This is a genomic window from Streptomyces sp. NPDC107562, from assembly GCF_055657325.1.
This window is the reverse complement of record NZ_JBVKBE010000007.1, coordinates 196,090-209,492: the sequence shown is the minus strand read 5'-3', so window position 1 is coordinate 209,492 and position 13,403 is coordinate 196,090. Positions and strand designations below refer to the sequence as shown.

At 72.8% G+C, this 13,403-nt stretch carries 11 protein-coding genes; 6 read left to right on the top strand and 5 right to left on the bottom strand.

Annotation, left to right across the window (positions count from 1 at the left end):
• Positions 1 to 17: 17 nt before the first annotated feature.
• On the bottom strand, positions 18 to 398 hold the full coding sequence (locus ACZ7LV_RS21260) for an STAS domain-containing protein (protein ID WP_471941267.1): 381 nt from the start codon (positions 396 to 398) through the stop codon (positions 18 to 20).
• A 345-nt stretch (positions 399 to 743) separates the two neighbouring features.
• Between ACZ7LV_RS21260 and ACZ7LV_RS21255 the strand changes: the two genes are divergently transcribed.
• Positions 744 to 1,316 carry a sigma-70 family RNA polymerase sigma factor gene (locus tag ACZ7LV_RS21255; protein ID WP_471941266.1) on the top strand — a complete coding sequence of 191 codons (573 nt, stop codon included), beginning with the start codon at positions 744 to 746 and terminating at the stop codon, positions 1,314 to 1,316.
• A 71-nt stretch (positions 1,317 to 1,387) separates the two neighbouring features.
• Entirely contained in the window at positions 1,388 to 2,599 is a 1,212-nt protein-coding gene (locus ACZ7LV_RS21250; RefSeq protein WP_471941486.1) for an MDMPI N domain containing protein, read from the top strand.
• A gap of 634 nt (positions 2,600 to 3,233) precedes the next feature.
• On the opposite strand, the gene purU is transcribed toward ACZ7LV_RS21250, so the two are convergent.
• Both purU and ACZ7LV_RS21240 read right to left on the bottom strand, forming a co-directional pair.
• Positions 3,234 to 4,109, bottom strand: a complete 876-nt coding sequence (gene purU, locus ACZ7LV_RS21245) for a formyltetrahydrofolate deformylase (RefSeq protein ID WP_471941264.1) — start codon at positions 4,107 to 4,109, stop codon at positions 3,234 to 3,236.
• Between the two features lie 95 nt (positions 4,110 to 4,204).
• Positions 4,205 to 4,651: an SCO4402 family protein gene (locus ACZ7LV_RS21240; RefSeq protein WP_471941262.1), complete on the bottom strand. Its 447-nt coding sequence runs from the start codon at positions 4,649 to 4,651 to the stop codon at positions 4,205 to 4,207.
• A 189-nt stretch (positions 4,652 to 4,840) separates the two neighbouring features.
• Between ACZ7LV_RS21240 and ACZ7LV_RS21235 the strand changes: the two genes are divergently transcribed.
• A complete protein-coding gene (locus ACZ7LV_RS21235; protein ID WP_471941261.1) occupies positions 4,841 to 6,151 on the top strand; it encodes an ABC transporter substrate-binding protein in 1,311 nt (436 codons plus the stop codon).
• A gap of 28 nt (positions 6,152 to 6,179) precedes the next feature.
• Here ACZ7LV_RS21235 and ACZ7LV_RS21230 read toward each other — a convergent pair whose 3' ends face one another.
• Positions 6,180 to 7,889 (bottom strand): hypothetical protein, encoded by a 1,710-nt coding sequence (locus tag ACZ7LV_RS21230; protein ID WP_471941260.1) that lies wholly within the window; start codon positions 7,887 to 7,889, stop codon positions 6,180 to 6,182.
• Between the two features lie 200 nt (positions 7,890 to 8,089).
• Complete coding sequence (locus ACZ7LV_RS21225; protein ID WP_471941258.1) at positions 8,090 to 9,475, bottom strand: transcriptional regulator; 1,386 nt, start codon at positions 9,473 to 9,475, stop codon at positions 8,090 to 8,092.
• Positions 9,476 to 9,785: 310 nt separating this feature from the next.
• Between ACZ7LV_RS21225 and ACZ7LV_RS21220 the strand changes: the two genes are divergently transcribed.
• From ACZ7LV_RS21220 to ACZ7LV_RS21210, 3 genes are read left to right on the top strand one after another with little or no spacing between them, the layout of a single operon-like run.
• Complete coding sequence (locus tag ACZ7LV_RS21220; protein WP_401682145.1) at positions 9,786 to 10,448, top strand: bifunctional DNA primase/polymerase; 663 nt, start codon at positions 9,786 to 9,788, stop codon at positions 10,446 to 10,448.
• Between the two features lie 39 nt (positions 10,449 to 10,487).
• Positions 10,488 to 11,279, top strand: a complete 792-nt coding sequence (locus ACZ7LV_RS21215; protein WP_471941256.1) for an ABC transporter ATP-binding protein — start codon at positions 10,488 to 10,490, stop codon at positions 11,277 to 11,279.
• Complete coding sequence (locus tag ACZ7LV_RS21210; protein WP_471941254.1) at positions 11,276 to 12,865, top strand: transporter; 1,590 nt, start codon at positions 11,276 to 11,278, stop codon at positions 12,863 to 12,865. Before ACZ7LV_RS21215 ends, ACZ7LV_RS21210 begins: the two co-directional genes overlap by 4 nt.
• The last annotated feature ends 538 nt before the right edge of the window (positions 12,866 to 13,403 follow it).

Below are 13,403 nucleotides of genomic sequence, written 5' to 3'. Positions count from 1 at the left end.
ACGGTGTGGCAGAGAGTTCACGCGGAGAGAGGACTGGCGTCGTCCGAGGTCGCGGAGGCCAGGTCGGGATGCACGTCGAACAGCCGCCGCACCCCCAGTGCGCCCAGCACACGGTTGACGTGCGAGCCGTCGGCCGCGCCCTGGGCCGGGAGTATCAGCCGCAGCCGCCCCTGACAGGAGCGCAGCAGCCGACGGGCCGCGATCAGCACGCCCACACCGCTGGAATCGCAGAACCAGACCTCGGAGAGGTCGAGGACGAGACTGTGGCGGCCCTCGGCGACCGCGTCGTGCACCCGCCCGCGGAGCACCGGCGAGGTCACCAGGTCCAGCTCGCCCGACACCTGGAGCACGGCCCAGTCGCCCTGCTCGTCGCCGGTCACCTTGAACGCCACCACCATGCCCTTCGTCGCCGGAACGTGCGGGAAACGGCCGGAACCAGCCGGAAACGGAGCCAGTCCCTACGCTTCCATGCGGCGCGGCTGCCCAGCGGCCGTTCCCTGAAACACACTGCCGGAAACGAAATCCCAACGGAAAAGGCTTGATTCTGTCGCATTCGATCCTGTTCGATCAGGTCTGGTCTTGTACGCGGTGGGTAGGCGCCGCCGGAAGCGCACTACCACCTGCGACGGGTCCAGGGGCGCGCATTGGCACAAAGGGGCGTGCGTCGTCAGACGTGCCGACTACATTCGAGGTGGCGATGGACGCAGGCTGGACACCAGGACGCACCACGGCGAGGGGGCCGCATGGCGAAGAAGGACGCACCGCCCCGCTGGGACCGCAAGATGCAGCAGCGACTCGCACGCGGTGAGGCGGCCGCCCTCGGCGAGCTCTACGACCGTTTCGCCTCCCTCGTCCACGGTCTGGCACACCGCGTGCTCGACGACGAGCGGGCCGCGGACGGCATCACCCGCGAGGTCTTCATACACCTGTGGGAGCACCCCGAGGCCTACGACCCCAAGCAGGGTCCCCTGCGCTCCTGGGTGGCGACCCTGACCCACCGCCTCGCCGTCCAGCGCCTGCGCGCCACCGAGATCGCGGCACTCGCCGAGGGCGGCCACGGCTCCAGCGAGGACCTGGAGCTCAAGGTCCGCCACGCCTCCGTCGCCGCCCGCGCCGACTACATCGTCCAGTCCATGCCGGCCCCGCTGCGCGCCGCCCTGGAGCGCGCCTACTTCCAGCGCCGCGACTACCGCCAGACCGCCACCGACCTCGGCATCACCGAGGACGAGGCACGCCGCCGCCTCCGCCTGGGCCTGCAGCTCCTGTCCACGGCCCACGACGCCGGCACGCCGCCCGGATACGGAGGTGCGGTGTGACGGACCCGGAACACCACGAGCACGACGAGTACGACGAGTTCGACGACAAGAAGGACGAGGCCGACCGGGAGATCACGCCCACCCCCGCCCAGCCGCCCCGCATACCGATGCCGCGGGCGTCGGTGGAGGACACCGGCCTGCCCCTGCCCGCCCTGGACGCCCTCCACCCGCCCCTCGAACACCATGTGCTGAAGTCCCTGCTGGGCGCGTGGGCACTGGCCGCCTGCTCCCCCGAGGAGGCGCTGGCCGTCGAGGACCACCTGGGCCTGTGCGGCAACTGCGCCGACGAGGCCCGGCGGCTTCGCGAGGCGGTCGGCCTGTTGCAACGACCCGACAGCCTCGACCTCGACCCCGGCCTGCGCACCCGCGTCCTGGCGACCTGCCTGGACCGGCGCCCACCGCGCATCCCGGTCCCCGAATGGGCCCGGCCCTACGACGCCGAGATCGCGCGCCTCGACGCCCTGCTCCAGGATTTCGGCGACGCGGAGTGGCACGCGCCGGTGCGGCTGCGCTGGTTCGACGGCACGGAACCGGCCAGCCGCCGCACGACCGTCGCCGGTGTCATCGCCCACCTCCTGGCGGTCGACGGCCTCATCGCCGTCGCCCTCGGCCTGGACGACCCCCTCGGCGACACCGACGCCGACCCGCCGACGCCGACGGCACGCACGGAGGCGTACTGGCGGGCCTCGCACTTCCCGCCCAGCCGCACCGTCCGGGCGCCCTGGCGCGAACAGGGCCACGGCATCGTGCGCACGGCCTCCTTCACGGGCGGCAGCGCGGGCGGTCTGGGCGTGCCCTACGGCGTGGGCGAGCTGCCGCTGCACGACGCGATGATCGAGCGCGCCTTCGAGTGCTGGGTGCACGCGGAGGACATCGCGGAGGCGGTGGACTACCCCTACGACCCGCCGTCGGCCCGCCACCTCAACCGCATGATCGACCTCGCGGCCCGCCTGCTCCCCACGTCCCTCGCGGAACGCCGCCGCGCGGGCCTGGCGAGCCCCGCCCGCGCACCCCGCCACCTGGTCCCCGCCGGCACCCCCGGCCGCACCCTCCGCCTGGAGATCGAGGGCTCCGGTGGCGGCGAGTGGCTGATCCCCCTGGACTCCCCCGCGGAGGTGGGCTCCGCCGAGCACGAGGTGGCCCACGTGGCCCTGGACGGCGTCGAATTCTGCCGCCTCGCCGCGGGCCACGTCTCCCCCGACGAAGCAGCAGCAGGCCAACTGGGCGACCGGGAAGCCATCAAGGACGTCCTCCTCGCAGCAGCCTCCCTCAGCCGCATGTAACCCACCCCACCCACAGCACAAGGAGACCGCCCCACACGACGCCAGTCACACGGACCGGCACCCTCCACGTCAGTCGTATGGCGCCGCACCCGCGCACAGCGCGGGGGGATCGGCCCGCTCGGCGTCAGACGCACGGACCGGCACCCGCCCCCGACACAAGGAGACGGCCCCGTCGGCCTCAGTCGTATGGCGCCGCACCCGCCCACGGCACAAGGAGAGCGGCCCGCACTGGCATCAGTCGTATGGCGCCGCACCCGCGCACAGCGCGGGGGGATCGGCCCGCCCGGCGTCAGTCACACGGACCGGCACCCGCCCCCGAAACAAGGAGACCCCTCGGCGTCAGTCGTACGGCGCCGCACCCGCCCGCGGCGCGAAGGAACCGGCCCGCTCGGCGTCAGTCGCACGGACCGGCACCCGCCCCGCGAACCGGCCCGCTCGGCGTCAGTCACACGGCGCCGCAGCCGCCCGCGGCGGGAAGGGGGTGGGTCGGGGGGTGTCCGCCCGCAGCGGTTGGCGCGTCAACACGGGTGAGTTGGTGAGAGACCGATTCCGCGCCGTTCCGAGGACGGACACCCCCCGACCCGCCCCCGACGACAAGAGCACCCGGCGCGCACCACAGACCCCACAGGCAGCCCTACGCGAAGACGACCGTCCGACGCCCGTTCAGCAGGATCCGCCGCTCCGCGTGCCACTTCACGGCCCGCGCCAGCGCCTGGCACTCCACGTCCCGCCCGATCCCGACCAGCTGATCCGGGGTGACATCGTGCCCCACCCGCTCGACCTCCTGCTCGATGATCGGCCCCTCGTCCAGATCCGCCGTCACGTAGTGCGCCGTCGCCCCGATCAGTTTCACACCCCGCGCATGCGCCTGGTGATACGGCTTGGCGCCCTTGAAGCTCGGCAGGAACGAGTGGTGGATGTTGATGATCCGCCCGCTCAGCTCCTTGCACAGATCGTCGGAGAGCACCTGCATGTAGCGGGCCAGAACGACCAGCTCCACACCCGCCTCCCGCACGACCTCCACCAGCCGCGCCTCCGCCTGCGCCTTGCTGTCCTTCGTCACCGGAATGTGGTGGAAGGGAATCCCGTACGTACCCACCAGCTCGGCGAAGTCGGTGTGGTTCGACACCACCCCGGCGATCTCCACCGGCAGCGCCCCGGTCCGCGCCCGGAACAGCAGATCGTTCAGGCAGTGCCCGAACTTGCTGACCATCAGCAGGATGCGCATCTTCTCGTCGGCCCGGTTGATCTGCCACTCCATGTGGAACGAGTCACCGATCGCCGCGAAGCTCGCCCGCAGCTTCTCCACCGTCACCGGCGCCTCCGCCGAGAAGTGGACCCGCATGAAGAACAGCCCCGTGTCATGGTCACCGAACTGCTGGCTGTCCTCGATGTTGCATCCGGTCATGAACAGGTAGCTCGACACGGCATGCACGATGCCCTTCTTGTCCGGGCACGACAGAGTGAGGACGTACTGATCGGCCGCGGCGGCTTGGGGCTGCTCGTTCATGCACCACAGGGTCCCACACCGACCTGAGCAGCCAGAAACCCCAAACCGACCCCAGACCGACCTCAGGCCGATCCCAGGCCGACCTCAGACCAACCCTAGGCCGACCGCGTCAGAATCCGCAGCACCTCGAGCGTCCGCGGCACCCCCTCGGGATCCTCCCCGTCGCTCACCGCCATCCGCACATGCGCGTCCCGAGCCGCCCGCACCGCCTCCGGCCACGCCGGATGCTCCATGTACGAGGACACCGGCGCGTCCGGCCCCACCTGGTGCATGATCCGCAGCACCCGCAGCACCGCGGTGTCGACCAGCGCGGCCTCCTGCGAGTCGCGGAATATGGTCCCGACGTACTTCTCCGCGGACCAGTGATCGAGCCAGGTGTCCTCGACCAGCCGGTACACGGCGTCGGTGACGTCCCCGTATCCCTCGACGCCCGCGAGCCAGACGTCCCGCTGGAACCCCGGATCGGAAAGCATGTGCAGCGCGGAGCGCACATTGCTGCGCCAGCGCCACCACGGCATGTCGTTCAGTGGCATGCCACCCATCGTGGATGAGCGATGCCCGCGACGGGAAGGGTTCACCGAACCTTGTACTCCTTGCACACCTTGCACGGTCATCGATCGTACGTTCCCCGCCACACGCCGTTCACCGGACCCCGCAATTCACCTGGCCGTCACCTCGCGTTGAGCAAGGGTCACTCAGAGGTTAGTGATGTGGCGGAATCGTGCGGGACCATGACCGGCAGGCGACGCACCCGCAGCACATTCCTCCTCGCCCTCACCAGGCCCCTCAAAGCCCTGCGCGCGGCGGGCGCCCTGGTCGCGTGCGCCTCGCTCGCCGCCGGCTGCGGCGTCGTCCCCGGCCTCCCGGGGGGTGCCGGCGACGACCAGATCACCGTCATGACCTGGGCACCGCAGGACACCAACACCACGAACAAGCCCGGCATGCCCGCCCTGGCGCTGGCCTACGCCCGCCACGTCAACGCCAACGGCGGCATCGACGGCCGCAAGCTCAAGGTCGTGATCTGCAACGACCGCAACGACAGCGTGCACGCCGCGAAGTGCGCGCGCCGCGCGGTCAAGCAGAAGGTCGCCGCGGTCGTCGGCTCCTACAGCCAGTTCGCCGACACGTTCTTCCCGATCCTGGAGGGAGCGGGCATACCGTACATAGGTGGCTACGGCATCACGAACGCCGAGTTCACCAGCCCGCTGTCCTACCCGGTCAACGGCGGCCAGCCGGCGCTGCTGGCCGGCCTCGGCAGGCACCTCGCGAGCAACTGCGGCCCGGTCACGCTGGTACGGCCCGACACCATCGCGGGTGACGAACTCCCCAACCTGATCAACTCGGGCCTCGCGGCGGGCGGTCACTCGGACGTGACCGACCTTCGGGCCGCCGAGGACGCCACCGAGTTCGCCGCGCAGTCCCAGCAGGCCCTGACCCGGGCCACCGAGGACCCGAGCAGGCGCGGCTGTGTGGTGCCGGCGCTCGGCGACCGCACCAACACCTTCATGGACTCCTTCCGGCGCGACCGCGAGGCCTACCCGGAGGTGCGCACGGGCACCGTGCTCGGCAGCGTGGACCAGACGGTCATCGACGCCACCGGTGGGGCGTCGAGCCCCTACGAGGGGGCGTACATCACCGGCTGGTACCCGGCGGAGACCGACAAGCGCTGGAACGGGATGAAGAAGGTCATCCGCGAACAGGCCTTCACCGACACCCGGATCGACCCCGCGGACGCGGGCGTGCAGACCACGTGGATCGCGTACACCGTCCTGGAGGCCGTCGTGAAGTCGATCGGCGAGGGCGAGGTCTCCGCCGACACCGTACGGCGCACCCTGGACGACGGTTTCAAGGTGACCACGGGCGGGCTCACGCCGACCCTGCGCTGGCAGTTCCAGGACGTACTGGCCTCCGTGGGCCTGCCGCGGCTGGTCAACACCGACGTGACCCTCCAGGTCGTCAAGAAGGGCCAGCTGGTGGCCGACGACCGCCAGGGCGCCATCGACGTGACGAAGACCCTGCAGGGCACCGAGAACCAGAACTGACCGCCCGGCTCCCGGCGCCCCGCTCACCTCACAGCTGGGTGGGCTGGCGCTCGGTCAGGCCGTAGGTCCGGGCGATCGCGTTCCACAACGTGGCCGCCTCGGCCTTCTGCGTGGTGGCGATGCCGCTCTCCCGGTTGCCGGCGGCGGTCTGACCGGTGCTGCGGGCCTGCCCCTTCTTGCAGAGCTTGCCCTTCTGCGCGGCGACCTGGTCGGCCCAGGCGGCGTAGTGGTTGTCGGCCGACTCGGACGCCTTCCACGCCTTGTTGAGCGCGGCGGTCAGCGCGGCGTGCTCGGGCAGCTTGTCGACGGAGAGTCCGGACAGCTGCGTGACCAGGCTCTTGCGCTGCTCGGCGGCGCCGCGCAGGTCCTGGGCGGCCTGGGCGAGGTTGCCGCAGGTCTTCACCTGACCGACGGCGTTGATCACCGTGGCGCGGCTGTCACCGCTGTCGGCGAGCAGCTTGTCCAGGGCGACGGCCTGCTCCTTCGCCGGGTCGGCGGCCGGCTGTCCGGAGGCCTCGGTGCTGGCCGGGGCCGAGGCGGAGACGGGTTCGGGCTTCTCGTCCGGCTCGTCGCCGCCGCCCCCCGCGAGCAACGCGCCCGCCCCGATACCGACCACGGCGATGGCGACGCCGCAGGCCGCGATCAGCGGCACCTTCGAGCCGGTGCGGCCACCGCCGGAACGGGAGTCCCGGGCGGCCCGCCGGCCCTGCGCCGGACCGGATGCGTCGTAGGAGGGCTGCGGGGCGGCGTGTCCGGTGCCCGGCGGCTCCTGGTAGCGGGGCATGTGCTGGGTGGCGCCGGCGTGGCCGCCGTCGCCGCCGGGACCGCTGCGGAAGAGGTTGTCGAACTCGGCGGGCGGCTGCCGGTCGCCGTAGGCCCCCTGTCCGGGCACGGGCGGGATGTACTGCGTGGCGTCGGCGTCGGATCCGGACGGCATCGGTCCGGCTCCCGCGCCGCCGTCCTGGGCCCGCCCGAGGTACGTCGTCGTCTCCGCGGGCCGGTCCGCCGGTCCGCCGGACGGCATCTCGGGCGGCAGGGCTCCGGGCCCGACCGGCGGGATGTACTGCGTGGCCCCCTCGTCGGCGGAGGGCCGGCCGGAGGCCATGGGCGGCGGGTACGGGTCGGCGCCCCCGGCGACGGGCGGGAGGTACTGGGTCGCGCCCTCGTTCCCGGGGCCGCCCGGGAGGGGGTGGTGAGCGCCGCCCACCGGCGGTATGTACTGCGTGGCCCCCTCGTCGGCGGGCCCGGCCGCGACCGGCGGGATGTACTGGGTCGCCCCGTCGTCGGCCGGCGGCAGCGGCATGCCGTGACCGCCGGACGGCAGCTGCGCCCCGCCCGGCGCCCCGTACGCCCCGTAGGACGCCTGTGCCTCGTTCCCGTACGGCCGGCCCGGCGCCTCCTGCGGGAGCGCGCCCGGCTGGTCCTGCGCGGCCCATGGGGCGGCCTGTTGCGCCTGCCACGGGTCGGCGGGCGGGTTCTGCCAGTCCTGACCCGGCGGCGGGGCCGGGGCCTGGTGCTGTTCGGGACCCCACGGCCGGCCCCAGGCCTGGCCGCCGGGTGGCGCCGAGGCGGGCGCGGGCCCGCCGCCCTGAGGGGCGCCGTGCCGCGGCCCCGCGGGCCGGTCGGCGGGCCCGCCCGTCATACCCGGCAGCAGCGGTTCGCCACCGTCGGAGGGCAGCACGATGCCTTCGCGCGCGGGTCGCGCCGAGGGCTCCTCGCCCTGTCCACTCTGCGTCACCGGGACTCCTACGAATGGGGGACCATCGGAATCGTCGGCTCACGCTACCGGGTCCCCCGAGCCGGTTGCCACGCAGCACGGGACCTGACCTCCTGCCCTGTGACCGCCGTAACAAAACCGGCCCGCGGCACGCTGCTTATGTCACCTCCGGCTCCCGGTGCCCCCGTTCTCCGCGCGTTCACGCCCGTACGAGGCATTTTTCACGCGGCCGCCTGGAGATCCAGCCGGGCCCCGAACTCCCTTACCACGGACTCCTCCTGGAACGGCTCCAGCCGCTGCTGGAAGTCCTCCAGGTACTCGGCCCCGCGGTTGGAGCGCAGGGTCCCCAGCAGTTCGACCGCCTTCAGCCCCGTGTGGCAGGCCTGCTCGATCTCGCGTTGCTGCACCTGGGCCGTGGCGAGCAGCACATAGCCGATCGCCCGCCTGCGCGCCCGTGACTCGGGGTGGCCCTCCAGGGACTCCCGCGCGCAGCGCGCCGCCGCCTCGGCCTGACCGAGATCGCGGTGGCAGTGGGCCAGTTCGTCGGCCAGGTACGCCTCGTCGAAGTGCGCGATCCACACCGGGTCGTCGCCGGAGGCGTCGTCCGCCTGCTCCATCGCGGTGACCGCCCGCCCGCCCGCGGTCTGGGCGGCGCGGGCGTCGCCCAGCAGGGCGTGCCCGCGCGCCTCGGCGGCGAGGAACATGGCCTCCGCACGCGGGGTCACGCGCCCCCGTGCCCCCTCCTGCGCGGCCCGTGCCAACTGGGCGATCTCCCGCGGGTTCCCGAGCTGCGCGGCCAGGTGGCTCATCGAGGCGGCGAGCACGTAACCGCCGTAGCCACGGTCACCGGCGGCCTGCGCGAGCCGCAGCGCCTGGATGTAGTAGCGCTGGGCGAGGCCCGGCTGCCCGGTGTCGACCGCCATGTACCCGGCGAGTTCGGTCAACCGCGCGACGGACGCGAAGAGTTCCCGCCCCACGGACTCCCGGTACGAGCCGGCGAGCAGCCCCGAGACGACGCTGTTGAGGTAGTGCACGACGACCGGGCGCACATGTCCGCTGCCGAACTGGTGGTCCAGGTCGACCAGCGCCTGCGTCATCGCCCGCACGGCCTCGACGTCCGACTGGCCCACGCGCGGGCCCGCCGAGCGCGCCACCTGTGCGTCGGGCGCGGAGATCAGCCAGTCGCGGCTCGGCTCGACCAGCGCGGAGGCCGCGACGGACGAACCGGACAGGAAGTCCCGGCGCCCCACGTCGCTGCGCCACAGCTCGCAGACCTGCTCGATGGCGCCCAGTACCGTCGGCGAGAACTGGAGGCCGACCCCCGAGGCGAGGTTCTTGCCGTTGGCCATGCCGATCTCGTCGATCGTGACCGTACGGCCGAGCTTGCGGCCGAGCGCCTCCGCGATGATCGCCGGCGCACGGCCCCGCGGCTGCTGTCCGCGCAGCCAGCGGGCCACGGACGTCTTGTCGTAGCGCAGGTCGAGACCGTGCTCGGCGCCGCACATGTTGACCCGCCGGGCCAGCCCGGCGTTCGAGCAACCCGCTTCCTGGATGAGCGCTTGCAGCCGTTCGTTCGGCTGCCGTGCGACGAGAGGCCTTGCGGCCATGGCGTACCCCCTGAGGCTGCGGTCCCTGCCCGCACACCGAGTTGTCGTGTCTCCAGGGCCCGAGCCCCCCGCCCTCGCGGGAGCGGGGAATTCCGGCCGTGAAGATCAATGCCCCGCGAACATGACGAAAATGCGAGGCATGCGAGGATTGCCGGAGTGCGGCCGGTTGCCGACCCCACACCTGGCTACCCAGCTCCCGCCGCGGTTCCTCCCGCGCGCCCCCGGACATGCACCCATGCGCCCCAAATGCGCAATCGATGCTCCTCCCCCGCGCGCGGTCCGGCCGTAACCCGAGGTGGGGCTGGGAGTTGTGTTCAGCGTGGAAGAGACGATCCCGGCCACCGAAGCCGCACAGATTCCGAAGCAGCGCGGGGAATCGCTGCTGGAGACCGCCGTTCGCTACGCCGAGGAGCGTCACTGGGACGTGTTCCCGGGCACCTGGCTGGAAGCCGTCGGCGGAGTGCAGCGCTGCTCCTGCGGTGACGCCGCGTGCGGTGCGCCGGGGGCGCACCCGGCTCGGCCGGACTGGGAGACGCAGGCGACCGGCAGCGCGACGGTCGCGCGGCGGATGTGGCAGAAGCAGCCGAGCGCGTCGATCCTGCTGCCGACGGGCCGTACCTTCGACGCGCTCTCCGTGCCGGAGACCGCCGGGTTCCTGGCCCTGGCGCGGATGGAGCGCATGGAGCTGACGCTCGGACCGGTGACGCTGACCCCGGACCGGCGGATGCAGTTCTTCGTGCTGCCGGGCGCGTCGGTGAAGGTCCCCGACCTGGTCCGCAAGCTGGGCTGGTCGCTCGGGTCGCTGGATCTGGCGGTCCTGGGCGAGGGCGGCTTCGTCGCCGCGCCGCCCACCCGGTACGGCTCGCGCGGCGCCGTCCAGTGGGCCTGCCGTCCCACCCCCGCCAACCGCTGGCTGCCGGACGCCGAGGAGTTGATCTCCCCGCTCGCCTACGCCTGCGGACGGGACCGCTGACCCGGTCCCAAGGAGACCGGCTCCCCTTAGGGTTCTGACATGGACCAGGGAGCAGAGGTGGGGACGGTCGCCGTACGCGTACGGGGGCTCTGGAAGCGGTTCGGGGAGCAGGTCGCCGTCTCCGGGATCGATCTGGAGCTGCCCGCCGGGCGGTTCATCGGGCTGGTCGGGCCGAACGGCGCCGGGAAGACGACCACGTTGTCGATGGTGACCGGGCTGCTGCGACCCGATCAGGGTTCCGTCGAGGTCGTCGGGCACGACGTGTGGCGGGACCCGGTGGAGGTCAAGGCCCGCATCGGGGTGCTGCCCGAGGGACTGCGGCTGTTCGAGCGCCTGTCGGGCCGTGAGCTGCTGGCGTACACGGGCCGGCTGCGCGGCCTGCCCGGCGCCGAGGTCGACAAGCGGGCCACCCAGCTCCTCGACGTCCTGGACCTCGCCGGCGCGCAGCACAAGCTGGTCGTCGACTACTCGACCGGCATGCGCAAGAAGATCGGACTCGCCGCGGCGCTCCTGCACAACCCCGAAGTGCTCTTCCTCGACGAGCCGTTCGAGGGCGTCGACCCGGTCTCCGCCCAGACCATCCGGCGCGTGCTGGAGCGGTACACCGCCTCCGGCGCCACCGTCGTCTTCTCCTCCCATGTGATGGAGCTGGTCGAGTCGCTGTGCGACTGGGTGGCCGTGATGGCCGCCGGTCGCATCCGCGCCCACGGCACGCTCGCCGAGGTCCGCGGCGACGCCCCCACGCTGCAGCAGGCCTTCCTCGAACTCGTCGGCGCCCACGACCGTGACGCCGTCTCCGACCTGGACTGGCTGGGCGGCGGCGCCCGATGACCGGCACGACGGCGACCCTCGTCCAGCTGAAACTGTCGCTGCTGCGGGGCGGCCTGCGGCAGTCCGCCGGGCGGCGCGCCGCCTACGTCGCCTCCATGGTCCTCACGCTGCTCTTCGCCGCGCTGCAACTGCTCGGCCTGGTCCTGCTGCGCGGCAACGAGCACGCCGACGCCGTGATCGTGCTGCTGATCGCCGTACTGGCGCTGGGCTGGGCGGTGATGCCGCTGTTCTTCCCCGGCGGCGACGAGACCCTCGACCCCACGCGCCTGGTGATGCTGCCGCTGCGCGCCCGGCCGCTGGTGCGGGCGCTGCTCGCGGCCTCCCTGGTCGGCATCGGCCCGCTGTTCACGGTGTGCATGCTGGTCGGCTCGGTGATCGCCGTCGCGCGCGGCACGGCGGCGTACGTCGTCGCAGTCGTCGCCATCGTGCTGGCGCTGCTGGTCTGCGTGGCCCTCGCCCGCGCCGTCGCCGCCGCCAACATCCGGCTGCTGACCAGCCGCAGGGGACGCGATCTGGCCGTGCTGAGCGGACTGGTCATCGCGGTCGGCGCGCAGGTCGTCAACTTCGGTGCCCAGCGCCTCGGTTCGGCGGGCCTCGGGCAGCTCGAACCGGTCGCGGACGTGCTGCGCTGGGTACCGCCCGCCTCGGCGTTCGGCGCCGTGGACGCGGCGGGCGACGGTGCGTACGCGGTGGCCGCCGCCCAACTGGCCCTGACCGCGCTGGCCCTGGTCGCGCTGATCGCGGTGTGGGCACGGCATCTCGACCGGCTGATGACCTCACCGGACGGCTCGACGATCCAGGCCATGTCCGACACCGCCGTACGCGACCGGTCCTCGAGCGGGCCGGCGCGGCTGCTGCCGGGCGGGCGGACCGGGACGGTCATGGAGCGCAGCCTGCGCTACGTGTGGCGCGACCCGAAGACCAAGGCGGCCTGGGTGACCTCGCTGGCCATCGGACTGATCGTGCCCGTGTTCAACGCCTTGCAGGGCACCGGGTCGATCTACTTCGCCTGCTTCGCGGCGGGCATGCTCGGCATCCAGATGTACAACCAGTTCGGGCAGGACACGTCGGCGTTCTGGATGGTCGCGATGACCATCTCCTCGACCCGCGACGCCTTCGTCGAACTCCGCGCGCGTGCCTACGCGCTGCTGCTGATCACCCTGCCGTACACCCTTCTCGTCACCGTGCTGACCACGGCGCTGCTGGGTGACTGGGCCAAGCTGCCGGAGGTGCTGGGGCTGTCGTGCGCGCTGCTCGGCGCGATGCTGGCCACCGGGGCGTGGACCTCGGCGCGGTTCCCGTACTCCATCCCGCAGGAGGGCTACAAGAACGTCGCCCCGGGTCAGGTCGGGCTCGCCTGGATCTCGATCTTCGGCGGGATGGTGGCCGCGGCCCTGCTGTGCGCTCCCGTCATCGTGCTGACCGTCCTCATCAACACCAGCGCGGACGGCGACGCCTGGACCTGGCTGCTGCTGCCCGTCGGAGCGGCGTACGGGGCGGGGCTCACCGGCCTCGGCCTCCGCCTGGCCGCGCCCCGCACCGCCCGGCGCCTGCCGGAGATCCTGGCGGCGGTCAGCAGAGGCTGAGCCCCACACGAGCAGCACCTCCTGCCCTTCCACCAACCTGCCGCGCGGGCTCACCCGACCGTCACCGTCGGCAGACCGACCGACGCGCAGCACGGCGTGGGCGGAAACCCGCCCCGCACGTGCGCCGGCCGCTCGCCACGACACATGCGCGCCGCCCGCACACCGTCAGGCGCCCAGGACCGCCTGCCCTACCACCGCCGCGCCGACTCCCCGACCGTCACCGTCGGCAGACCGACCGACGCGCTGCACGGCGTGGGCGGAAACCCGCCTCGTACGTGCGGCGGCCGCCGGCCCCGGCACACCGCCGGTAGCCCCGAGCACCCGTCAAGCGCACAGGACCGCCTGCCCCACCACCGCCGCGCGGGCTCCCCGGCCGACCGACGCGCAGCACGGCGAGCACCGAAACCCGACCCGTACGTGCGGCGGCCGCCGGCCACGGCACACGCGCGCGTGGCCCGCGCACCGTCGGGAGCCCGGACACCCGTCAGGCGCGCAGGACTGCCTGCCCCACCACTGCCGCGCCGGCCGTCGCCGTCGC

What these genes read in the sequence shown, in the direction of transcription:
- ACZ7LV_RS21260 (WP_471941267.1), bottom strand. Translation starts at nt 398, where the DNA reads ATGGTGGTGGCGTTCAAGGTGACCGGCGACGAGCAGGGCGACTGGGCC.
- ACZ7LV_RS21255 (WP_471941266.1), top strand. Translation starts at nt 744, where the DNA reads ATGGCGAAGAAGGACGCACCGCCCCGCTGGGACCGCAAGATGCAGCAG.
- purU (WP_471941264.1), bottom strand. Translation starts at nt 4,109, where the DNA reads ATGAACGAGCAGCCCCAAGCCGCCGCGGCCGATCAGTACGTCCTCACT.
- ACZ7LV_RS21240 (WP_471941262.1), bottom strand. Translation starts at nt 4,651, where the DNA reads ATGGGTGGCATGCCACTGAACGACATGCCGTGGTGGCGCTGGCGCAGC.
- ACZ7LV_RS21235 (WP_471941261.1), top strand. Translation starts at nt 4,841, where the DNA reads ATGACCGGCAGGCGACGCACCCGCAGCACATTCCTCCTCGCCCTCACC.
- ACZ7LV_RS21225 (WP_471941258.1), bottom strand. Translation starts at nt 9,475, where the DNA reads ATGGCCGCAAGGCCTCTCGTCGCACGGCAGCCGAACGAACGGCTGCAA.
- ACZ7LV_RS21215 (WP_471941256.1), top strand. Translation starts at nt 10,488, where the DNA reads ATGGACCAGGGAGCAGAGGTGGGGACGGTCGCCGTACGCGTACGGGGG.
- ACZ7LV_RS21210 (WP_471941254.1), top strand. Translation starts at nt 11,276, where the DNA reads ATGACCGGCACGACGGCGACCCTCGTCCAGCTGAAACTGTCGCTGCTG.